The 20,910-nt window shown below is 53.3% G+C and carries 19 protein-coding genes; 14 read left to right on the top strand and 5 right to left on the bottom strand.

Annotated features, from left to right (window positions below; translation table 11 throughout):
• Positions 1 to 16: 16 nt before the first annotated feature.
• The 4 genes from EKD02_RS03935 to EKD02_RS03920 are packed head-to-tail and all read right to left on the bottom strand — an operon-like array spanning position 17 to position 3,175.
• Positions 17 to 889 (bottom strand): carbon-nitrogen hydrolase, encoded by an 873-nt coding sequence (locus EKD02_RS03935; protein ID WP_011890569.1) that lies wholly within the window; start codon positions 887 to 889, stop codon positions 17 to 19.
• A gap of 19 nt (positions 890 to 908) precedes the next feature.
• The gene (locus EKD02_RS03930; protein WP_126342152.1) at positions 909 to 1,778 is read right to left on the bottom strand and encodes a 1,4-dihydroxy-2-naphthoate polyprenyltransferase; all 870 of its coding nucleotides are present in this window, start codon (positions 1,776 to 1,778) and stop codon (positions 909 to 911) included.
• Entirely contained in the window at positions 1,771 to 2,832 is a 1,062-nt protein-coding gene (locus EKD02_RS03925) for an NAD(P)/FAD-dependent oxidoreductase (RefSeq protein ID WP_126342150.1), read from the bottom strand. Before EKD02_RS03925 ends, EKD02_RS03930 begins: the two co-directional genes overlap by 8 nt.
• Positions 2,833 to 2,851: 19 nt before the next feature.
• Positions 2,852 to 3,175, bottom strand: coding sequence for a hypothetical protein (locus tag EKD02_RS03920; RefSeq protein ID WP_011890572.1), 324 nt, complete (start codon positions 3,173 to 3,175; stop codon positions 2,852 to 2,854).
• A gap of 143 nt (positions 3,176 to 3,318) precedes the next feature.
• Between EKD02_RS03920 and hisF the strand changes: the two genes are divergently transcribed.
• Positions 3,319 to 4,074: an imidazole glycerol phosphate synthase subunit HisF gene (gene hisF, locus EKD02_RS03915; RefSeq protein ID WP_011890573.1), complete on the top strand. Its 756-nt coding sequence runs from the start codon at positions 3,319 to 3,321 to the stop codon at positions 4,072 to 4,074.
• A gap of 42 nt (positions 4,075 to 4,116) precedes the next feature.
• Positions 4,117 to 4,587: a YqhA family protein gene (locus EKD02_RS03910; protein ID WP_011890574.1), complete on the top strand. Its 471-nt coding sequence runs from the start codon at positions 4,117 to 4,119 to the stop codon at positions 4,585 to 4,587.
• 10 nt (positions 4,588 to 4,597) lie between these two features.
• Here the strand turns inward: EKD02_RS03910 and corA are convergent, their stop codons facing one another.
• Entirely contained in the window at positions 4,598 to 5,725 is a 1,128-nt protein-coding gene (gene corA / locus EKD02_RS03905; RefSeq protein WP_126342148.1) for a magnesium/cobalt transporter CorA, read from the bottom strand.
• 246 nt (positions 5,726 to 5,971) lie between these two features.
• Here corA and EKD02_RS03900 point away from each other — a divergent pair, with 246 nt between their 5' ends.
• From EKD02_RS03900 to EKD02_RS03845, 12 genes are all read left to right on the top strand, one after another.
• The gene (locus EKD02_RS03900; protein ID WP_126342146.1) at positions 5,972 to 7,126 is read left to right on the top strand and encodes a hydroxymethylglutaryl-CoA lyase-like TIM-barrel protein; all 1,155 of its coding nucleotides are present in this window, start codon (positions 5,972 to 5,974) and stop codon (positions 7,124 to 7,126) included.
• A gap of 24 nt (positions 7,127 to 7,150) precedes the next feature.
• Entirely contained in the window at positions 7,151 to 8,752 is a 1,602-nt protein-coding gene (locus EKD02_RS03895; protein ID WP_126383876.1) for a sigma 54-interacting transcriptional regulator, read from the top strand.
• Between the two features lie 495 nt (positions 8,753 to 9,247).
• Positions 9,248 to 10,072, top strand: coding sequence for a nitrogenase iron protein (gene nifH, locus EKD02_RS03890; RefSeq protein WP_011890578.1), 825 nt, complete (start codon positions 9,248 to 9,250; stop codon positions 10,070 to 10,072).
• Positions 10,073 to 10,092: 20 nt separating this feature from the next.
• On the top strand, positions 10,093 to 10,449 hold the full coding sequence (locus EKD02_RS03885) for a P-II family nitrogen regulator (RefSeq protein ID WP_011890579.1): 357 nt from the start codon (positions 10,093 to 10,095) through the stop codon (positions 10,447 to 10,449).
• On the top strand, positions 10,450 to 10,827 hold the full coding sequence (locus EKD02_RS03880; RefSeq protein WP_011890580.1) for a P-II family nitrogen regulator: 378 nt from the start codon (positions 10,450 to 10,452) through the stop codon (positions 10,825 to 10,827).
• 39 nt (positions 10,828 to 10,866) lie between these two features.
• Entirely contained in the window at positions 10,867 to 12,507 is a 1,641-nt protein-coding gene (nifD, locus tag EKD02_RS03875; RefSeq protein ID WP_011890581.1) for a nitrogenase molybdenum-iron protein alpha chain, read from the top strand.
• 26 nt (positions 12,508 to 12,533) lie between these two features.
• The gene (gene nifK, locus EKD02_RS03870; protein ID WP_011890582.1) at positions 12,534 to 13,913 is read left to right on the top strand and encodes a nitrogenase molybdenum-iron protein subunit beta; all 1,380 of its coding nucleotides are present in this window, start codon (positions 12,534 to 12,536) and stop codon (positions 13,911 to 13,913) included.
• A gap of 98 nt (positions 13,914 to 14,011) precedes the next feature.
• A complete protein-coding gene (gene nifE / locus EKD02_RS03865) occupies positions 14,012 to 15,373 on the top strand; it encodes a nitrogenase iron-molybdenum cofactor biosynthesis protein NifE (protein ID WP_011890583.1) in 1,362 nt (453 codons plus the stop codon).
• Entirely contained in the window at positions 15,370 to 16,722 is a 1,353-nt protein-coding gene (locus EKD02_RS03860; RefSeq protein ID WP_011890584.1) for a nitrogenase component 1, read from the top strand. Before nifE ends, EKD02_RS03860 begins: the two co-directional genes overlap by 4 nt.
• A gap of 14 nt (positions 16,723 to 16,736) precedes the next feature.
• Positions 16,737 to 17,999, top strand: a complete 1,263-nt coding sequence (gene nifB, locus EKD02_RS03855; RefSeq protein ID WP_011890585.1) for a nitrogenase cofactor biosynthesis protein NifB — start codon at positions 16,737 to 16,739, stop codon at positions 17,997 to 17,999.
• Between the two features lie 65 nt (positions 18,000 to 18,064).
• Positions 18,065 to 18,373, top strand: coding sequence for a (2Fe-2S) ferredoxin domain-containing protein (locus EKD02_RS03850; protein ID WP_126342142.1), 309 nt, complete (start codon positions 18,065 to 18,067; stop codon positions 18,371 to 18,373).
• A 229-nt stretch (positions 18,374 to 18,602) separates the two neighbouring features.
• On the top strand, positions 18,603 to 20,831 hold the full coding sequence (locus tag EKD02_RS03845; protein ID WP_126383874.1) for a TonB-dependent receptor: 2,229 nt from the start codon (positions 18,603 to 18,605) through the stop codon (positions 20,829 to 20,831).
• The last annotated feature ends 79 nt before the right edge of the window (positions 20,832 to 20,910 follow it).

Here is a 20,910-nt window from a genome sequence, read left to right as displayed (position 1 = left end):
CAATGTTGTTGTTATGTCAATCAATAAAACGCTTCTGGAGTGCCTCGTAGCTCTCCACCCTCCTGTCACGGAGAAACGGCCAGTGACTCCGGTAATAGCCTATCCTGCTGAGATCACAACTCGCATGGAGAATGCTCTCAGCCTCACTGGAAGCCTCCGCCTCCAATCCGCCGAACGGCCCTGAAACAAAACTGCTGCCCCAGAACTCAAGTTCACCCTCGCGGCCCACCCTGTTGGCCGCGGCTACATAGACACCATTGGCTATGGCATGACTCTGCTGGATGGTTTTCCATGCCGCCAGCTGCGAACGGCGCACCTCAAGAGACTGCTCGCCTGAAGCCCAGCCGATGGCAGTGGGATAGAACAGTATTTCCGCACCCATGAGCGCCGTCAACCGTGCCGCTTCGGGATACCACTGATCCCAGCATATCAGCACGCCTATGGTGGCATAGCGGGTTTTGAACACCCTGTAGCCGAGATCGCCGGGAGTGAAATAAAACTTCTCGTAAAACCCCGGATCATCGGGAATGTGCATCTTGCGATACCGTCCGAGATACTGCCCGTCAGCGTCAACAACAACTGCAGTATTGTGGTAGAGGCCCGGCGCACGCATTTCAAACAGCGAGGCAACAATCACCACTTCAAGCTCCCTCGCCAGATCCTGGAGGATACGGGTGGTGGGGCCGGGAACCGGCTCGGCAAGAGCGAAAGGGGCATAGTCTTCCGTCTGGCAGAAATAGGTACTCGTGAACAGTTCCTGTGTGCAGATGATCCTGGCGCCACCTGCGGCCGCCTCCCGTATTTTCTCAACCGCTTTCGAAAGGTTACGGGCGCCTTCCCGACAGCAGGAGGTCTGGACAAGAGCTATTGCAACTGGTTCGGGATTCATGATTTTTTATTGCAAATGATCAGTTGAAAAGTAGGCCTGCCGAAAGCAGTGCTCCATGAATGGTCATCAGCTTTCCTGTGGCAGCCAGCACGCTGTTGAGCTCACGGCCCTCACTGCCGTAGAGAGTGCGGAGGGTTGAAACGGCAAGAGGAAGCGAGAGCAGCGAAAGAAGAACCCACACGGCCGAACCGCTGAGCCAGAGAAGCACCGGCACAAGATAGGCGATAACGGTAAGAAGAAGATACAGCATCCGGGACGGACCTGCGCCGATGCGCGCGGGAAGCGTCATCTTGCCGACTTTACGGTCGGTGGCAATGTCGCGGATATTGTTGCAGAGAAGGATGTTGACGGAAAAAGCCCCCGGAACAACAGCGGCAAGAAGTACCCTGGGTTCAAGCGCCGAAGCCTGAACGAAATAGGTTCCCCCGACGGCAACCAGCCCGAAAAACACAAAAACGAAAAGATCACCAAGCCCTGAATAGGCTATTGGCCGGGGACCTCCGGTATAGGCCCAGGCAAAAAGGATGGAGAGCATCCCGATCAGCAGAATCGGCCAGCCTCCTATGAACACCAGATACAGTCCGAGCAGGAACACCGCACCGAGAAGCAATGCTGCTGCACGAACCATGGTGTTTTCCGAAATAAGCCCCGCAGCAACCGTTCTCGTTGGGCCAAGCCGTTCTGCAGTATCTGCCCCCTTGCGGAAATCATAGATTTCATTGATGAAATTCGTGGCAACCTGAATACCGAGCGCACAGCAAAGTGCCACCAGAGCAGGCAGCAGCACAAATGAGCCGGCTTCAGCCGCAAGAGCCGAACCAAGCACAACCGGAACCGCACCGGCAGGAAGCGTTCTGGGACGGACTGCCAGCACCCAGGCCTCAAGCATGCTCTTCCTCTTTCTTCTTCGCCTTCGCCATTTTCACACTGCTGAAGCTGTGGCGGATCTTTTCGCCCGGCTTGATGTAGGTAAGGCTATGGCGAACCGCCATGGCAGCATCGCTGAGACCGGTCTGGATAATCTTGAGTTTTCCCTGATAGGAGGCAATGTCGCCCGCGGCGTAGAGTCCGTCAACAGAGGTTTTCATGTGTGCATCCACGACTACGGCATTGTCAACAAGCTCAAGCCCCCAGCTGGCAATCGGCCCGAGATTGGATTTGAAACCTATCAGGAGGAGCAGCCGGTCGGCTTCCACCGTGCAGACTGAGGCATTCTTCCTGCGAAGCTGCACCGAAGCAATACCCTCGCCCCGGCGCTCAATGGAAGCGACTTCGGTATTGAGATGCACATCTATCGTTCCTGCATCACGGGCTTCGTCAACCTCCCGTGCGGTTTTTCCATGCCCCTGGAACTCATGCATCCGGTGCACGAGGGTTATGTCTGAAGCGACTCCCTGCAGCCCAACCGTCCAGTCGAGCGCTGAATCACCACCTCCGACAATAACAACACGCTTCCCCTCAAAATCACTCTTCGCCTTCACCGCATAAAAAACAGATCTCCCCTCAAGGTCGCTGATGTCACCAAGCTGCGGCAGTTTTCGAGGCGAAAATGCCCCGAGACCGGCCGCAAGAAGCAGTGCCCGCGACTCGAACACACTGCCGGCATCAGTACTCACCTCGAAATTTCCATTGTCAAGCTTCCGGAACGAGACAACAGTCTCTCCAGTAACTACCTCTGGACTGTATCGCTCCGTCTGCTGCCAAAGGCTGTCGACAAGCGAAGCCGCCGGAACCTCGGGGAACCCGGCCACATCATAAATATGTTTTTCCGGGTAGAGGGCACGAAGCTGTCCACCCAGCTGCGGCATGCTTTCTATAACCCTGCAGCTGATATTGTTCATTCCACACTGAAAAGCGGCAAAAATCCCCGTAGGGCCGCCACCAATAATGGTCAAGTCGATGATGGCGCCTGCCGCACCGGTAAAAATCGGTTGGTCTGTCATGAGACTCCCTAACGGTTACTTATTGATCATTGGATCTCTTGAGGTACATGATTCCCTCAGGGTCAACCATGCCATACAGTATCGTAATCAAGTGGCCGCCCTCGTCCAGCTCATGGATTTCCACATGCTCGGCATTGCGTTTCGGCACTTGATTGCCCTCATTGTCACGAAAATAAAAGATCGCCACAACTCCTCCATGGGGGGTTTCCCCTTCAAAAATGTAGTTGCCGTCCTCAAGTTCATTCAGCGCACAGCCGGCAGAACCGGCAGCAATTGGACAGGAGGCACACTGGGAATAAAAACCCTCTTCAGCCTCGGCAAATTCACAGACAGGAAATTTCATGGCTTGTTCGTTCTTTTTTTCAGCTGGACTATGGTGCCAGCAAATATAATATTTACATTGTTTTTTTTACTGTCGCAGGCTTCAAACTCCGAGGTTTTCCTGTAGACAGCTTTCTTCCACTGAAGTGAATTGGAATTCGACGGATGCTGGCAAAACGAATCATCCCCTGTCTCGATGTTCGCGACGGCAGGGTCGTCAAGGGAATCAACTTTGAAGGACTTCGCGACGCAGGTTCCATTCTTGAACAGGCACGATTTTACAACAACGAGCTGGCCGATGAACTTGTTTTTCTTGATATTTCCGCCTCACTGGAATCCCGAAAAACAACCCTTGAAGAGGTCCTGAAAGTTTCAGGGGAGGTCTTCATCCCCCTTACAGTCGGCGGGGGAATCAACTCTGTTGAACGGGCAAAAGAGGTTTTCCTGCACGGAGCCGATAAGGTTTCCGTTAACACCGCTGCCGTGAACAATCCTGAACTCATTTCCCGTATTGCTGAAAAATACGGTTCACAGGCTGTTGTGGTGGCAGTTGACATCAAGAAAATCGGTGACCGCTACATCGTCCACACCCACTCGGGGAAACAGCCGACAGAGTACGAAGCGCTTGAATGGGCGCTGAAGGTACAGGAACTCGGAGCAGGAGAAATCCTCCTGACCAGCATGGACCGGGACGGAACGAAAGAAGGCTACGACAACGAAAGTCTCGCCCTGATTTCAACATCAGTCCACATTCCTGTGATAGCCTCCGGCGGAGCGGGTTCCCTTGAGCACCTGTATGACGGTTTCACGAAAGGCCGTGCCGATGCTGCCCTTGCCGCTTCGATATTCCATTTCCGTCAGCACTCAATACGCGAAGCCAAGCAGTATCTGCATGACAGAGGTATCACCGTAAGGCTCTGAAGGGCTTTTTTCTATACCATCAAGCAAAACCCCATCCTGACAATGCACCGACTCCTTGCCGCAAGCCGTTACCTTGTCCTTCTCGCCGTGCTGGCGCTGTTCGCAGCAACAATCACCCTCCTCCTTTACGGAACCATCTCGGTCGGGTGGCTCATCTTCGATGCGGCAACTTCGGGCGCCTTGTCCTCAAAAGGGGCAAAAAGTCTTGTGCTTGGTTTTATTGAAAATGCCGATCTCTTTCTGGTCGCAACCGCACTCCATATCATGGCGCTGGGACTCTACGAACTCTTTATAGACGACACCATCCCCATGCCCCCCTGGCTGCAGATACATACGCTCGACGATCTCAAAACCAAGCTGATCGGAGTCATCGTTGTGGTACTGGCGGTCGTCTTCCTCGGCCATGCCGTAACATGGCATGGCGACCACAGCATCATTTATTTTGGTGGCGCAATCGGTGCAGTGATCGCAAGTCTGGCCATATTCACCGGTCCAAAAAAGAAAAAGGATTGAGGGCTTCCCCCTAAAACCACTTCCTCGTTCTGAAAAAAAGAATCATCCCTACAAAAATCGAGCCCATTACACCGAGCACCGCATAGTAGCCAAAAGGAGATTCCAGCTCCGGCATATAATGGAAGTTCATCCCGTAGACACCGGCAATGAATGAGAGAGGCATGAAGACGGTGGCAATGATGGTCAGCACCTTCATGATATCATTCATCCGGTTGTTTGCCAGTGCAAGCCAGGTGTCGTACATCCCGATGACAATGTCGCGATAGGTTTCAACTGTCTCAATGACCAGCACAATGTTGTCGTAAATATCCCGGAAAAACGGCCTCGTCTCCTCATCATCAATCACCTGGTATCTCGAACGGCCAATGCTGTTGATGATCTCCCTGAGCGGCCATACCGACTTTCGCAACATGATCAACTCTTTCTTCAGCAGATACATTGCCGGAAGCGCATCCCGGGCCACCGAGTCGGTCAGCTCTTCGTCAAGAGCCTCGATGCGACTCTCGAACTGCTCCAGAATGGTGAAATAACTGTCAACCACCGAGTCGGTCAGCACATAGGAAAGATAATCTGCTCCTCTCTGGCGGACATTGGTGCCGGGGTTGTCAAGCCTCGCAATAACCGGATTGAAGAGGGGTCCGGGTTTTTCCCGGAAACTCAGCACAAAGCCTTTCCCGATCACAAGGCTGAGCTGCTCTTCACCCACCTCACCTGATTCGGGATCCAGCTCCAGCGTTTTTACCACCACAAAGAGATAGGAGCCGAAATCCTCGATTTTGGGCCGTAGTCCGGTATGGAGAATATCCTCCAGTGTCAGCGGGTGCAGATTGAACATGACACCAGCCGCTTCAATAAGCTTCAGCTTATGCAGGCCGTCTATATTAAGCCAGAGTACCCTCTCCCCGCCCATAAAAGGACGGCATTCTTCAAGAGTCTTGAGGGTACGGTGTTCTACAGAGGCCGCGTCATAGCTGAACAATGTGATGACCGGGCTCACGGTTTTCTGCCCGCCGGTGTGGAACAGTGTTCCCGGAGCCTTCCCGACGGTACCCGCCATATCCTTCATCGACTTTTTCATCGGCCGCTTCACGGCGCCGCCCGACCGGATTTCACGAATGCTCTTTTTGCTTTTTTTCATGAACAGACTGGTTGTCAGAGAAAAGAATGTCCCACTATCTCAACCTACGGAAAGATTTTCTTAAACCACATAACCGCGAAGCCACGCACAGGTTACAGCAGAGAAAATATTTCACTGCAGGGGGCCTCACCACAAAGAGAAACAAAAATACATTATTGTCTGAATATTTATCTTATATTCAACGGTAGTCCTTATTTATTAAGGCTATTCGTTTCAAACAAATAAATATCAGAACAAAACACCGCCATGCCTATCACGCCAGCGCATCACGCCGGAAACCCGTCAGGACGGCCCTGGATTATCGACACCACCCTCCGGGATGGCGAACAGGCGCCCGGAGTGGTGTTCAGTGCCGCTGAGAAAAAACATATTGCGATGCTGCTGGCAGAATGCGGCGTTGATGAACTTGAAATCGGATACCCCGCCATCAGCCCTGAAGAGGAAAGCGCCATCCGCAGCATTGCATCCCTCCATCTCCCTGTTGCCCTCACTGGCTGGGCTCGGGCGAAATGGGAGGACATTGAAGCGGTTCTGCGCAGCGGCACGGAAGGAGTCCACATCAGCTTCCCCCTCTCGCCCCTCTACCTGAAACTTATGGGCAAAGAGTACAGCTGGGTCCAGGACCAGATGATGGAGTTGGTGGGCAGAGCAAAGCGCTATTTCCGTTTAGTCAGCGTCGGAGCACAGGATGCTACCAGAACCGGCACAGACTCCCTGCGCCAGTTCATTGCTGACGCAGCCTCATGTGGAGCAGAGCGGATTCGCATCGCCGACACGGTTGGCATTGCCACACCACCGATGCTCACAGAACTCTTCAGGGAGCTGCTCCCGACAGGAGGGCCGTTTCTTGAGTTTCATGCCCATAACGACCTCGGCATGGCCACAGCGAATGCGTTCACCGCCATAGCTGCCGGATGCGACGCCGTCAGTGTCTCAGTCACCGGCCTCGGAGAACGGGCAGGCAATGCCGCTCTAGAGGAACTCGCCATCGCGCTCACGCTTTCAGGCGTCTATGAAACCCTCATCGACACCACTGCCCTCACCAACCTCTCCCTTGCGGTGAGCAAGGCTTCGGGCAGAAGCATACAGCCGCAGAAAGCTGTCGTCGGAGACGCGGCATTTCAGCATGAATCGGGCATTCACTGCGCAGCCCTTCTGAAGGATCCGCTCTCCTACCAGCCTTTTCTGCCTGCCCTTGCAGGAGGAGCCGACCACGCACTGATCATAGGGAAACACTCTGGCAGTGCATCCCTTCAGGACTACTTCTCAAGAAAAGGGATAGAATTGAGGCGCCCTGAAGCCATGAAGCTTCTTATGGAGGTACGGATAAAGGCAGGAGAAAAAAAACGGGCACTCACCCCCGGGGAACTTGAAACCCTCTATAGCCACCTTCAGTCTTAGAGCTGAGGGGGAAAAGGAACCGCTATGCTAATACCACAGGAACAAGCCAACAGGAGCATCAGCCTGCTTGCAGAAGTGAGCAGAACCGTCACCGCAGAAAACGACATCAGTAAAGTGCTGACCCTTGTGCTCTTCATCATGTCGGAGCATATGGACATGTTGCGCGGGATGATCACCATCCTGAACCGCGACACTGGTGAGATTGTCATAAAAGAGTCGTTCGGGCTGTCGGAAGAGGAAAAAGAGCGGGGAAGGTACCGGATCGGAGAGGGGGTCATCGGGCAGGTGGTCAAAACCGGTCGAAGCGTCATCGTCCCCAACATCAATGACGAACCGCTCTTTCTCAACCGGACCCGATCAAGAAAACATGAAACCAAAGAGGGGCTCTGCTTCATCTGCATCCCCATACGGGCAGGTTCCGAAATCATTGGCACCATCAGCGCCGACCGTCGTCTTTCCGACCCGGCCGGAGAAGAAGACAGGAAAGGACCGAACGAAAACGATGCCCTCCAGCACCATGTGGACCAGCTCTCCATCATTGCCGCAATGATCTCCCAGGCCGTCCGCCTCAGGCAACTTGCCCACGAGAGCGACCGACGCACCCAGATTCCGCAACCTCCAGCGGTAAAACACACAGAACAGGAGGATGAAGAAGGCATTCCCGAAGAAAGGCGGCCAAAAAACATCATCGGCAATACCAAACCGATGATCAACCTCTTCAAGCTGATCGAAAAAATAGCAGGCACGAGTGCCACTGCCCTGGTGCTTGGTGAAAGCGGCGTCGGTAAAGAACTGGTGGCAAGCGCAATCCACTTCAAAAGCCGGAGGTCCGGGAAACCCTTCATCAAATTCAACTGCGCAGCGCTGCCCGAAAGCATTGTTGAGAGTGAACTGTTCGGCCATGAAAAAGGATCCTTCACCGGTGCCGTTGCAACCCGTCAGGGACGGTTCGAGCTTGCAGCCGGCGGGACCATTTTTCTTGATGAAATCGGCGAGCTCAGCCTTCCCATTCAAGCAAAGCTGCTGAGAATCCTCCAGGAAAAAGAGTTTGAACGGGTAGGCGGATCCAAAACCATCAAGGTTGATGTCCGTATCATTGCCGCCACAAACCGCAGTCTTGAAAATCTTATTCTTGACGGCCAGTTCCGCGAAGACCTTTACTACCGGCTGAACATTTTCCCCATTACCGTTCCCCCGCTCCGCGAGCGCAAAACCGACATTCTGCTGCTTGCCGATTACTTTGTGGAAAAATTCAACCAGCAGAACCAGAAAGGAGTGAGGCGCATATCAACAACATCCATCGACATGCTGATGCGCTACCACTGGCCGGGCAATGTGCGGGAACTTGAAAACTGCATGGAGCGCGCCGTCATTCTCAGCGAAGACAATGTCATCCACGGATACCATCTCCCGCCCAGCCTGCAAACGGCTGAATCCAGCGGCACGCCCTATACAGGCTCGCTTCAGCAGAAACTTGAATCCATTGAAAAAGAGATGATCATTGAAGCTCTCAAACGCACACGAGGCAACATGTCGCGAGCAGCTGCAGAACTTGGTCTGTCGGAACGCATCATGGGGTTGCGCGTCAAGAAATTCGGCATCAACTACCGTAAATTCAGACCATAACCCCCGACCTCATCCTCTCACCGCCAAATATGCCGACACAACCGGGGAACTACAAAAATGTAGTTTTCCGCGCAGCACACGATAATCCGCCGCCCTGCCAACCGCGCCAGCCGTCTCCCCCCCCACTTTTCCTCCTCCAGACTTTAGCAGTAACAGCCGGAGGAACAACCTCACCCATATATAACCGCCAGAATGCCTACCGTTTCGTAGGGAAAAGCGCCTTCCTACGAAACGGTAGGAGAAAAAACCAGCAAACTGGAACGCGAAGAGCACGGAAATGAGCAGTCCCGAAAAAAACAATTTTCGTCAGATCACCAAGGGCCCTTCCAGATAGGCATCACCACTGTTTTTGCATCCGCTCAACCCTTTCAGACACGCAACCCACAAAGTCTGGCACGCATATTGCAGTTAAATGGCATAACTATTAAGGAAAACAGAAATAGCATCCTTAATAGTTAAGAGAAAAAGCAATATTAACCTCAAAGACAAGACAACATGAGAAAAGTAGCGATTTACGGAAAGGGTGGTATCGGCAAGTCAACCACTACTCAGAACACAGTTGCCGCTCTTGCTGAAATGGGAAAGAAAGTCATGGTTGTCGGCTGTGACCCGAAAGCTGACTCCACCCGTCTCCTCCTCGGCGGACTGCAGCAGAAAACCGTGCTTGACACGCTCCGTGAAGAGGGTGAAGAAGTTGAACTGGAAGATATCATCAAAGGGGGATACAAAAACACCCGCTGCACCGAGTCCGGTGGTCCTGAACCTGGTGTAGGATGCGCAGGCCGTGGCATCATCACCTCGGTAAACCTGCTTGAGCAGCTTGGCGCTTACGACGATGAATGGGAGCTCGACTATGTATTCTACGATGTGCTTGGTGATGTGGTATGCGGCGGGTTCGCCATGCCTATCCGTGATGGAAAGGCCGAGGAAATCTACATCGTCTGTTCTGGAGAAATGATGGCCATGTATGCAGCCAACAACATCTGCAAAGGTATCCTGAAATACGCAGATGCCGGCGGCGTCCGCCTTGGTGGCCTAATCTGCAACAGCCGCCAGGTAGAGAACGAGAAGGCAATGATTGAGGAGCTGGCAAGAAAAATCGGCACACAGATGATCCACTTTGTGCCTCGCGACAACTTTGTGCAGCGGGCTGAAATCAACCGTAAAACAGTCATCGATTACGATCCGACCCACAAACAGGCTGACGAGTACAGGGCCCTTGCACAGAAAATCAACGACAACAAAATGTTCGTCATCCCCAAGCCTCTTGAAATTGAAGAGCTTGAGTCGCTTCTCATTGAATTCGGTATCGCCAACTAATAACAAGGGAGTATACAGATATGTTAATGATCAGAACAATCGTCAGGCCCGAAAAAGTACATGAGGTCATGCAGGGGCTGCTCGATGCAGGTTACCCGGCAGTCACGAAAATCTCGGTTGTAGGACGGGGCAAACAGCGCGGACTGAGGGTAGGCGATGTCGTCTACGATGAACTCCCCAAAGAGATGCTCTTCACCGTTGTGCCCGACGCAGACAAGGACTTTGTAATCCAGTCAATTCTCGACAATGCAAAAAGCACAGGCGAGGGCAAGTTCGGTGACGGTAAGATCTTCGTTTCAGCTGTTGAAGAGGTCTACACCATCAGCACCGGCATGCAGGAAAGCGAACCGACGCTGGCAGCAGCAAAGGAGGCTTGAATGAAAGAAATCATTTCAGTCATACGGATCAACAAGGTGAACGAGACCAAAAAGGCGCTCGTCGATGCCGGCATACCGGGCTTCACAGCAACCGGACGGGTCATGGGCCGGGGCAAGGGGCAGGTACATTTCGACATTCTTCATGGAGCCGAAGAGGGACATCCCGAAGCCATCGCCCAGCTTGGCAATGCGCCAAGGCTTGTCGCAAAGCGGATACTGACCGTTGTCGTGCCCGATGAACAGTGCCAGACGGCAATTGACACCATCATAAAGACAAATCAGACAGGCAAGCCCGGAGACGGAAAAATCTTCGTCACCCCGATTACTGAAACCATCAGGGTACGAACCGGCGAAGCTGGAGACCTTGCACTGAACTGAAGAACTATCATCAACACAGGTGTAAACGGAGAAATTTACATGGAGTCGAAAACCCAATTCCCGGATCCTTCCCAGGTCAGGGAGGAACTGATTGAGAAATACCCGGCCAAGGTTGCAAAAAAGCGCAACAAGTCCATCATCATCAATGACCCGGAAACCGTCCCTGAGGTTCAGGCCAATGTGCGCACCGTACCGGGCATCATCACCCAGCGGGGATGCTCCTATGCAGGCTGCAAGGGTGTTGTGCTCGGACCGACCCGCGATGTTGTCAACATCACACACGGTCCCATCGGCTGCGGTTTCTACAGCTGGCTGACACGGAGGAACCAGACAAAGCCGGAAACCGATGCAGATGCAAACTTCATCACCTACTGCTTCTCGACCGACATGCAGGAGGAGAACATTGTGTTCGGTGGCGAAAAGAAGCTGAAGGTGGCAATTCAGGAGGCCTATGACCTCTTCCACCCCAAAGCCATAGCAATCTTCTCAACCTGCCCCGTGGGGCTGATTGGTGATGATGTGCACGCCGCCTCACGGGAAATGAAGGAGAAGTTCGGCGACTGCAATGTATTCGGATTCAGCTGCGAAGGCTACCGCGGGGTCAGCCAGTCAGCAGGCCATCACATAGCCAACAATGGCATCTTCAAGCACATGGTCGGCAGGAACAACGAGATAAAAGAGGGCAAGTTCAAGCTCAATCTGCTCGGTGAGTACAACATCGGCGGCGATGCATTTGAAATTGAGCGCATTTTCAACAAGTGCGGCCTCACAATCAACTCCTCGTTCAGCGGCAACTCAACAGTCGGTCAGCTTGAGAACGCCCATATGGCCGATTTGAATGCGATCATGTGCCATCGCTCCATCAACTACATGGGTGATATGCTCGAGACCAAATACGGCATACCCTGGATGAAAATCAACTTTATCGGGGCTGAGTCGAGCGCCAAGTCGCTGCGCAAAATTGCCGAATACTTCGGTGATGCTGAACTGAAAGCGAGAGTTGAAGAGGTCATCAAGGAGGAGATGCCGAAGGTCAAAGAGGTGATTGATGAAATCCTTCCAAGAACCAGCGGCAAAACTGCCATGCTGTTTGTTGGCGGATCGCGCGCTCACCACTATCAGGATCTCTTCAGTGAGCTCGGCATGACAACAGTTGCAGCAGGATATGAGTTTGCCCACCGAGACGATTACGAAGGCCGTGAAGTACTGCCCAACATCAAGGTTGACGCCGACAGCAAAAACATTGAGGAACTGAAGATTGAGGCAGATCCGGAACTCTACAAGCCACGCAAAACCGAAGCGGAACTTGAAGAGCTGAAGGCAAAAGGGCTTGAAATCAACAGCTACGAGGGGATGATGAAGCAGATGATGAAAAAGTCGCTGGTCGTTGACGATATCAGCCACTATGAATCAGAAAAGCTCATTGAGATCTACAAGCCCGACATCTTCTGCGCAGGCGTCAAAGAAAAATATGTTGTGCAGAAAATGGGTGTCCCTCTCAAGCAGCTTCACAGCTACGATTACGGCGGTCCCTACACAGGATTTGAAGGTGCGGTCAACTTCTATCGCGACATCGACCGCATGGTGAACAATCCTGTATGGAAACTCATCAAGGCCCCATGGCAGAAAACCGCAGACAGTGAAAAAGAGTCGCTCAGCGCCTCGTATGTCACCCAGTAACCCAGGAAAACGGAGACTATTCCATTATGCTATTACGACACACCACAAAAGAGGTTAAAGTGCGCGAGGGGCTGACGATCAACCCGGCAAAAACATGCCAGCCGGTCGGAGCCCTCTATGCAGCACTCGGCATTCATGGCTGCCTGCCTCACAGCCATGGCTCACAGGGCTGCTGCGCGTACCACCGCAGCATGCTCACCCGTCACTACAAAGAGCCGGTGATGGCAGCAACCAGCTCGTTTACCGAAGGAGCCTCGGTGTTCGGAGGACAGGCCAACCTGCTGGCCTCCATAGACACCATCTTTTCGGTGTACGACCCCGATATCATTGCAGTGCACTCCACCTGCCTGTCGGAAACCATCGGCGATGATCTTCAGCAGATCACAAAGAAGGCGAAAGACGATGGCAAAATACCCGAGGGCAAGCATGTCATCTATGCCAGCACCCCGAGCTTTGTCGGCTCGCATGTCACCGGCTACGCCAACATGGTTGTCGGCATGGCCGAGCAGTTCGCTGAATCGACAGGAGAGAAAAAAGAGCAGGTCAACCTGATTGCCGGATGGATGGAACCTTCCGACATGCGCGAAATCAAAAAGATATCTAAAGAGCTCGGAGCCAGGATCGTTCTCTTCCCCGACACTTCAGATGTACTCGATGCACCGCAGACAGGAAAACACGAGTTCTATCCGAAAGGCGGCGTCACCATTCCGGAGCTCAAAAGCACCGGCGACAGCCTCTCCTCAATTGCTCTTGGCTGCATCAGTGCTGAACCCGCAGCAGTTGCGCTCGACAAGAAATTCGGCGTGCCGTTTGAAACGGTCGACATGCCCATCGGCATCTCAGCAACTGACCGCTTCATCATGGCGCTGTCAAAAGCTGCCGGTGTTTCGGTGCCCGATGAAATCACCAGCGAGCGAGGCCGCCTGCTTGACGCCATGACTGATATGGACCAGTACTTTTATGGCAAAAAGGTTGCACTGTTCGGCGACCCCGACCAGCTCATACCGCTCACCGAGTTCCTGCTCGACCTCGGCATGCTGCCTATTCACATCGTCAGCGGTACCCCCGGCAAACGATTTGAAAAGCGGATGGCGGAAATCCTCGAGCGTTCACCCGGAGCAAACTTCAAGAACGGACCTGGTGCCGACACATTCCTGCTCCACCAGTGGATGAAGAATGAGCCGGTTGATCTGCTGATCGGAAACAGCTACGGCAAATACATTGCCCGCGATGAAAACATCCCCTTCATCCGCTTCGGGTTTCCGATTGTCGACCGAATCGGTCACAGCTACTTCCCCTCTGTGGGGTACAGTGGCGGCCTCAGGCTGGTTGAAAAAATCCTCAGCGTCTTCATGGACCGCCAGGACCGTGAAGCACCTGAAGAGAAGTTCGAACTGGTCATGTAACACCTTCGCCCGAAAAAGCGTGCCTCCGAAACCCGGAGGCACCTTGAAGGAAACGAAGGGAGTTGAACGGAAACATCTTTAAACAAAGAACGCCTGCCATGGAACAGATTCAGATTCTCAAAGATAGGGAGAAACAGATCTTTGAAAAAAAGGATGGCGGCGCGGCGTTTGACCTCTCCTGTGAAACCACCAGTCTTTCAGGATCCGTCAGCCAGAGAGCCTGTGTCTTCTGCGGTTCACGGGTCGTCCTCTATCCGGTGGCCGATGCCCTGCATCTGGTTCACGGCCCTATCGGCTGTGCAGCCTACACATGGGACATCCGCGGCTCGGTTTCATCGGGCCCCGAACTCCATCGCCTCAGCTTTTCCACTGACCTCCAGGAAACCGATGTCATTTTCGGAGGCGAAAAAAAACTCTACGCATCACTTATTGAACTTATAGAGCAGTACCAGCCAAAAGCGGCATTCATCTACTCAACCTGCATCATCGGCATCATCGGCGACGACATTGATGCTGTCTGCCGAAAAGTTGCAAAAGAGACCGGCATACCCGTTCTTCCCGTCCACTCAGAAGGGTTCAAGGGAACCAAGAAAGATGGTTACCGGGCAGCCTGCATTTCCCTGATGAAACTGGTCGGTACGGGTGAAACGGATGACATCAGCCCATACAGCCTCAACATTCTCGGTGAGTTCAACCTTGCCGGTGAAGCCTGGATCATCCGCGAATACTATGAAAGAATGGGGCTCCAGGTCGTCTCCACCATGACCGGTGACGGTCGGGTAGACGCTGTACGCAAAGCTCATGGCGCCGCGCTCAATGTCGTACAGTGCTCTGGCTCCATGACCTCTCTTGCTCAGGATATGGAGAAAAAATATGGCATACCCTTCATGCGGGTCTCCTACTTCGGCATTGAAGACATGGCAAGTGCCCTGTATGATGTAGCAAAACATTTTCCCGACAGGCCCGACATCATGGAAAAGGCAAGGGAGATTGTCAAAAGCGAAGTGGAAACACTCTATCCACAGCTGCAGAAATTCAAGGCTGCACTGTCCGGGAAAAAAGCGGCCATCTATGTAGGCGGTGCATTCAAAACCTTCTCACTCATCAAGGCGCTTCGTTCACTGGGCATGTCGGTGGTACTGGCCGGTTCACAGACAGGAAACAGTGAGGACTACCGCAACCTCAAAGAGATGAGCGACGAGGGAACCGTCATTGTTGACGATTCAAACCCGGTGGAACTGTCAAAATTCATTCTTGAAAAAGAGGCCGACCTTCTGATAGGCGGCGTCAAGGAGCGCCCCATTGCCTTCAAGCTCGGGGTAGCATTCTGCGACCACAACCACGAACGGAAAATTCCGCTTGCCGGCTTTATCGGCATGTACAACTTCGCCCTTGAAGTGTACCAGTCGGTCATGAGCCCGGTATGGCAGTTCGCTCCGAGAAAAGGAGGACAGAAATGAAACACGCAAAAACCGCAACCCAGAACGCCTGCAAACTCTGCAACCCCCTTGGCGCATGCCTGGCATTCAGGGGCATTGAAAACTGCGTCCCCTTCCTGCATGGTTCCCAGGGGTGTGCAACCTATATCCGCCGTTACCTGATCAGCCACTACAAAGAGCCTATCGACATAGCCTCGTCAAACTTCAATGAAGACACCGCAGTGTTCGGTGGAAGCCACAATCTGAAGCTCGGACTGCAGAATGTGACCCAGCAGTACCGGCCGGAAGTTATAGGGCTGGCAACAACCTGCCTGTCGGAAACCATCGGCGACGATGTCAAGGGCATCCTGCGGGAATACAAAAAAGAGCAGATGAACGCCGCCCCGATGCCGGTGATGATTCACGCCTCAACCCCGAGCTATCAGGGCACTCACATCGACGGCTTCCATGGAGCAGTACACGCCGCAGTTCAAACCCTCGCCGAGCAGGGAACCCCGCAGCAGCTGGTCAACCTCTTTCCCAACATGGTTTCGCCGGCCGACCTGCGCCACCTCAGGGAGATTTTCAGCGACTTCAGCCTTCCCTGCATGATGCTGCCCGACTACTCCAAAACCCTGGACGGCGGACCCTGGGCAGAGTACCACCGCATTCCACCCGGCGGCACCCCTGCAAGCGCCATCTCGCTATCCGGCAGCGCCATCGGCAGCATTGAATTCACATCAATACTCGCCGATGCAAAGTCACCCGCAGCATGGCTTGAGGAGAAGTTCGGTGTCACCCGCTACCAGCTGCCCATGCCCATCGGCATCCGCGAAACAGACCGTTTTTTCAGCCTGCTCGAAACCATCAGCCAGAAGGCGCAGCCTGAAAAATACGATGACGAACGCCGCCGTCTGGTAGACGCCTACGCTGATGGACATAAATATGTGTTCGACAAAAAGGTCATCGTCTACGGCGAGGAAGATCTGGTCATCTCCATGACTGCCTTCCTCCGTGAAATCGGCATGGTTCCCGTTCTGGTGGCCTCAGGAGGCAAAAGCGGGCTGCTGAAGAAAAAGCTGCAGGAGCTGGTACCAGATCTTGAGGAAACAGGCATCAAGGTACGAGACGGCGTTGACTTCGTCGACATTGAAGACGAAGCCAAACTCCTTGCCCCCGACTTCCTCATCGGCAACAGCAAAGGCTATACAATGTCACGAAAAAACGATATCCCGCTCCTGCGGATCGGATTCCCGATTCACGACCGGTTCGGCGGACAGCGGCTGCACCATCTTGGATACCGCGGCACGCTTGAACTCTTCGACCGCATCGTCAACATGGTTCTTCAGCAGCGACAGGATGATTCTGAAATCGGCTACACTTATCTGTAAACGGGAGCAAGACAATGGCACTTAAACTGGAAAATCACCCCTGCTTCAACGATGCATCGCGCCACACCTTCGGCCGCATCCACCTCCCTGTTGCCCCGAAGTGCAACATACAGTGCAACTACTGCAACAGGAAGTTCGACTGCATGAACGAAAACCGCCCCGGGGTATCAAGCAAACTGCTCTCCCCCGGCCAGGCGCTCCACTATCTGAAAGCAGCCGTGGAACTCTCGCCCAACATTTCCGTCGTAGGCATTGCCGGCCCCGGCGATCCCTTTGCCAACCCCGACGAGACCATGGAAACCCTGCGCCTTGTGCGCAAGGAGTACCCCGAAATGCTTCTCTGCGTAGCAACAAACGGACTGAACCTGCTGCCCTATATCGATGAACTCGCAGAGCTTGAGGTCAGCCATGTCACCATTACCATCAACGCCATCGACCCCGCAGTTGGAGCCGAAATCTACGCCTGGGTCCGCCATGAGAAAAAGATGCACCGCGACATTGAAGCTGCCGAACTGCTCATCGGCAAACAGCTTGAAGGGCTCAAAGAGCTCAAGGCTCGTGGTATTACAGCAAAGGTCAACACCATCATCATTCCCGGCGTCAACGACCACCATGTTGAAACCGTTGCCCGCACCGTAGCCTCCCTCGGTGCCGACATTCTCAACTGTCTCCCCTACTACAACACAAAGGAGACCGTGTTTGAAAACATTGACGAGCCAACCCCCGCAATGGTGACTGAAATCCAGAAAACCACCTCGGAGTACCTGCCACAGATGAAGCACTGCGCCCGCTGCCGTGCCGATGCGGTCGGCATCATTGGAGAAATGAACAGCGACGACATGATGGAGAAGCTCAGCGAAGCCTCCAGGTTGCCGAAAAACCCCGATGACAACCGTCCCTATCTCGCCGTTGCAAGTATGGAGGGGGTTCTCGTCAACCAGCACCTCGGCGAAGCAGACCGTTTTCTCATCTACGGTTTTGATTCCAAAAGCAACACCTGCCGGTTCATTGAAACGCGTCCTGCCCCGCCTACGGGTGGAGGCAATGAGCGCTGGGAGGCACTTGCCGAGCTCTTCAGTGACTGCAGAGGAGTTCTCTCCAGCGGAGCCGGAGGCTCACCCACAAAAGTACTCAACGCCTCAGGAATTGAAGTCATGGTACTCGAAGGGGTCATTGAAGACGCCATCGGAGGGATCTTCCGGGGAGAAGACATACGCCACATGACCAAAAACACCAGCCGCCACGCATGCAGCGGAACAGGCGGAGGATGCGGATAGAGGCTCTCCCCTCATGAAACAGAAATGACATCGTCTTGAACAACCATTAAACAACCAAAGCCGCCATGGATAAGCCAAAACACCACATTTTCGTCTGCGCCAGTTTCCGCGCACAGGGAGCCCCTCAGGGAATCTGCCACAAAAAAGAGTCGCTCAGCCTGATTCCCTACTTTGAAAGCGAACTTGCCGACCGCGGCATGAGCGATGTCGCCGTTTCGGCCACCGCCTGCCTCAACCTCTGCGAAAAAGGACCGATTGTTGTCATCTACCCTGAAAACTTCTGGTACGGAGAGGTCGACAGCGAAGAGAAAGTTGATGAAATCCTTGATGCACTTGAAGAAGGTGAAGCCTGCGAAGCGCACATCATCCACTGAATGTTTTATCTGTGCTGTCTTTTCATATCGGAAAGGCAGCACTCTTTTTTCCTGAATATATTTCTACAGAAAAGGAACGACATCAACAGGTTCTTTTTTTTACACTTATCGTTATGTCGTAGATTATATAACGACTGACACCGGGGCACTGGAGCTCTGAGCAACTCACACCAGTCGCTATAACCACAGATACATAACGATTTCGACACACAAACCATACCACACAACCATGAAAAAAACAGCAGCCCCCGCCCTCCTTGGACTCATGGCACTCCTGCTCTCAACAGCGGCCCGGGGAACCGAAATAATGCCTGACAGCACTCTCCATTACTACACTTCTGAGGAAATCACCGTTTCAGGCCAGAAGGGAGACATCCTGCAGCAGGTCACCGGCAGCGAATCGGCCGTACTGAACCCCTCGCAGATGTCGGTCTATAAGGTCATCAACATGATGCCCTCACTCAGCCAGCAGAGCGTCGACCCATACGGGCTTGCCGACATATCCAACTACCATGAATCATTCAAGTTCCGTGGAGTTGAGGCAACGGCAGGCGGCGTTCCATCCACAACCGCCAATGTGGAAGGGCTTCCCCTCACCGGCAGGCCTGGAGGCGGAGCAACCATCTACGATCTTGAGAACATGCAGAACATCACCATCTACAGCGGAGTCATGCCGGCCAGCAAGGGGCTTGGCCTTGCCAATGTAGGAGGCAAAATCGACATGGAAATCAAGCGTCCGGCTGACGAGTTCGGCGTTGATGTAAAGCAGAGCGTGGGCAGCAACAATTTCGGGCGCACCTATCTGAGAATCGATACGGGTGAGCTCGGCGGCGGATTCAAGGCTTTTGGATCAGCTTCAACGAGTTACGCTGAAAAATGGAAAGGGGATGGGGCAAGCAACCGCAACAACATGATGCTGGGCTTCAGCGAAACCTTCAGCGACCGGGTGAAGCTTGAAGCGTTCCTTACCTACAGCAAAGGGTTGATCCATCCCTACCGCTCACTCAGCTATGCCGAAATCTCGGACCTCGACACGGCCTACAGCAAAGACTTCAGCACCAATCCTGCAGACCCTTTTTATTACGACTACAACAAGAACGAGTTTGAGGACTGGATGGTGATGGCCAACCTGGAAATCAAAACCGGGGACAGCTCGAAGCTGAACATCAAACCCTACTACTGGAGCGACAAAGGGTATTACATGGAAACCATAACCCCAACACCGGGAACGAACCTCGTCCGGGAGTGGGACATCGAGCATGACCTTAAAGGGGTACTGGCTGAATACTCAACAAAACTCGGGGATATCGATCTTGATTTTGGATACCTTTACCACACCCAGGAACGGCCGGGACCTCCCTCCTCATGGAAGAACTACACCGTATCCACTGCAGGGGACCTTGTATTCAAAAACTGGTCCATCCTCTCGAACACCTCCAGCCACGAACTGCACGAACCCTTCATTGAAGCAAAGTACAGCACGGGGAACTATCGTATTGAGGGCGGCCTGAAGTATGTCAACTACACCCTCCCCTCAATCATCACCTACACAACAACCGGCATCGGAGATGTCAGCTACGACGAGGCTCTCGCCTCGAACCCGTTAATAGACGCGTCAAGAAGCGCAACAGCAGCAAAAACCTTCAGCCGCGTCTTTCCAAACCTGACGCTGACGAGGTTCATCAATGATGATACATCGATTCACCTCGCCTACGGAGAAAACTATGTCACCCATGTCGACATCTATCCCTACTTCATCTCCAACGCCACAAGTTTCATAAACAACGGCATCACCTTCCAGGAGCTCTGGGATGCCCGCGAAATGGAGACAGCACAGAACTTCGAGCTTGGCATGAAGATGAAGGGCACCAACTGGAGCCTCGCCCCGACCATCTATTATGCCATCCACAACCACAAGCAGGCGGTGCTCTACGACCCGGCGCTTAATGCAACATACCCGATGAATAACGCCGACGCCAAGGGATACGGCATTGAACTTGAAGCGGACTACAAGCCCTCCCGCGACCTGAAATGTTACGGTTCATTCTCATGGAACCGGTTCTACTTCGACCAGGAGATCTACTCCGATGTAGACAAAACTCCAATTGATGTCAAGGGTGACCAGGTACCCGATGCGCCGGAGTTCATGGCGAAGGGAATGCTCAGCTACAGGATTGGAGACTTCACCATTTCTCCAATCGTCCGATACAGCTCAACCCGTTACGGGGATGTGCTGCACAACGAAAAAATTGATGGCGCTACGGTCTGCGACCTGGACCTCACCTGGTCGCGACCGATGCTCGGGTTCAACAATGTTGACTGTTCACTTTCACTCATCAATGTGTTCGACAAGAACTATGTCAGCATGATCAGCACCTCCGACTATAAAACCCTGAAAACATCGTACCAGCCCGGAGTCCCGTTCACCCTTGTCGCCACGCTGGCATTCCATTACTGAAATTTTCCGTATCCCGGCGCATCTGCGTGCGCCGGTTTTTTTTTCATAACCCCGTCCATCTGCTGCCTCATACCTTAAA

It is taken from the genome of Chlorobium phaeovibrioides (assembly GCF_003968655.1).
Taxonomy (GTDB): domain Bacteria; phylum Bacteroidota; class Chlorobiia; order Chlorobiales; family Chlorobiaceae; genus Chlorobium; species Chlorobium phaeovibrioides.
Note: the sequence above shows the minus strand (reverse complement) of the source record. Positions and strands in the feature narration are given on the sequence as shown.

What these genes read in the sequence shown, in the direction of transcription:
- EKD02_RS03895 (WP_126383876.1), top strand. Translation starts at nt 7,151, where the DNA reads ATGCTAATACCACAGGAACAAGCCAACAGGAGCATCAGCCTGCTTGCA.
- nifK (WP_011890582.1), top strand. Translation starts at nt 12,534, where the DNA reads ATGCTATTACGACACACCACAAAAGAGGTTAAAGTGCGCGAGGGGCTG.
- EKD02_RS03845 (WP_126383874.1), top strand. Translation starts at nt 18,603, where the DNA reads ATGAAAAAAACAGCAGCCCCCGCCCTCCTTGGACTCATGGCACTCCTG.
- EKD02_RS03935 (WP_011890569.1), bottom strand. Translation starts at nt 889, where the DNA reads ATGAATCCCGAACCAGTTGCAATAGCTCTTGTCCAGACCTCCTGCTGT.
- EKD02_RS03885 (WP_011890579.1), top strand. Translation starts at nt 10,093, where the DNA reads ATGTTAATGATCAGAACAATCGTCAGGCCCGAAAAAGTACATGAGGTC.
- nifH (WP_011890578.1), top strand. Translation starts at nt 9,248, where the DNA reads ATGAGAAAAGTAGCGATTTACGGAAAGGGTGGTATCGGCAAGTCAACC.
- EKD02_RS03925 (WP_126342150.1), bottom strand. Translation starts at nt 2,832, where the DNA reads ATGACAGACCAACCGATTTTTACCGGTGCGGCAGGCGCCATCATCGAC.
- EKD02_RS03850 (WP_126342142.1), top strand. Translation starts at nt 18,065, where the DNA reads ATGGATAAGCCAAAACACCACATTTTCGTCTGCGCCAGTTTCCGCGCA.
- corA (WP_126342148.1), bottom strand. Translation starts at nt 5,725, where the DNA reads ATGAAAAAAAGCAAAAAGAGCATTCGTGAAATCCGGTCGGGCGGCGCC.
- EKD02_RS03920 (WP_011890572.1), bottom strand. Translation starts at nt 3,175, where the DNA reads ATGAAATTTCCTGTCTGTGAATTTGCCGAGGCTGAAGAGGGTTTTTAT.
- nifB (WP_011890585.1), top strand. Translation starts at nt 16,737, where the DNA reads ATGGCACTTAAACTGGAAAATCACCCCTGCTTCAACGATGCATCGCGC.
- nifE (WP_011890583.1), top strand. Translation starts at nt 14,012, where the DNA reads ATGGAACAGATTCAGATTCTCAAAGATAGGGAGAAACAGATCTTTGAA.
- EKD02_RS03860 (WP_011890584.1), top strand. Translation starts at nt 15,370, where the DNA reads ATGAAACACGCAAAAACCGCAACCCAGAACGCCTGCAAACTCTGCAAC.
- EKD02_RS03880 (WP_011890580.1), top strand. Translation starts at nt 10,450, where the DNA reads ATGAAAGAAATCATTTCAGTCATACGGATCAACAAGGTGAACGAGACC.
- EKD02_RS03910 (WP_011890574.1), top strand. Translation starts at nt 4,117, where the DNA reads ATGCACCGACTCCTTGCCGCAAGCCGTTACCTTGTCCTTCTCGCCGTG.
- hisF (WP_011890573.1), top strand. Translation starts at nt 3,319, where the DNA reads ATGCTGGCAAAACGAATCATCCCCTGTCTCGATGTTCGCGACGGCAGG.
- EKD02_RS03900 (WP_126342146.1), top strand. Translation starts at nt 5,972, where the DNA reads ATGCCTATCACGCCAGCGCATCACGCCGGAAACCCGTCAGGACGGCCC.
- EKD02_RS03930 (WP_126342152.1), bottom strand. Translation starts at nt 1,778, where the DNA reads ATGCTTGAGGCCTGGGTGCTGGCAGTCCGTCCCAGAACGCTTCCTGCC.
- nifD (WP_011890581.1), top strand. Translation starts at nt 10,867, where the DNA reads ATGGAGTCGAAAACCCAATTCCCGGATCCTTCCCAGGTCAGGGAGGAA.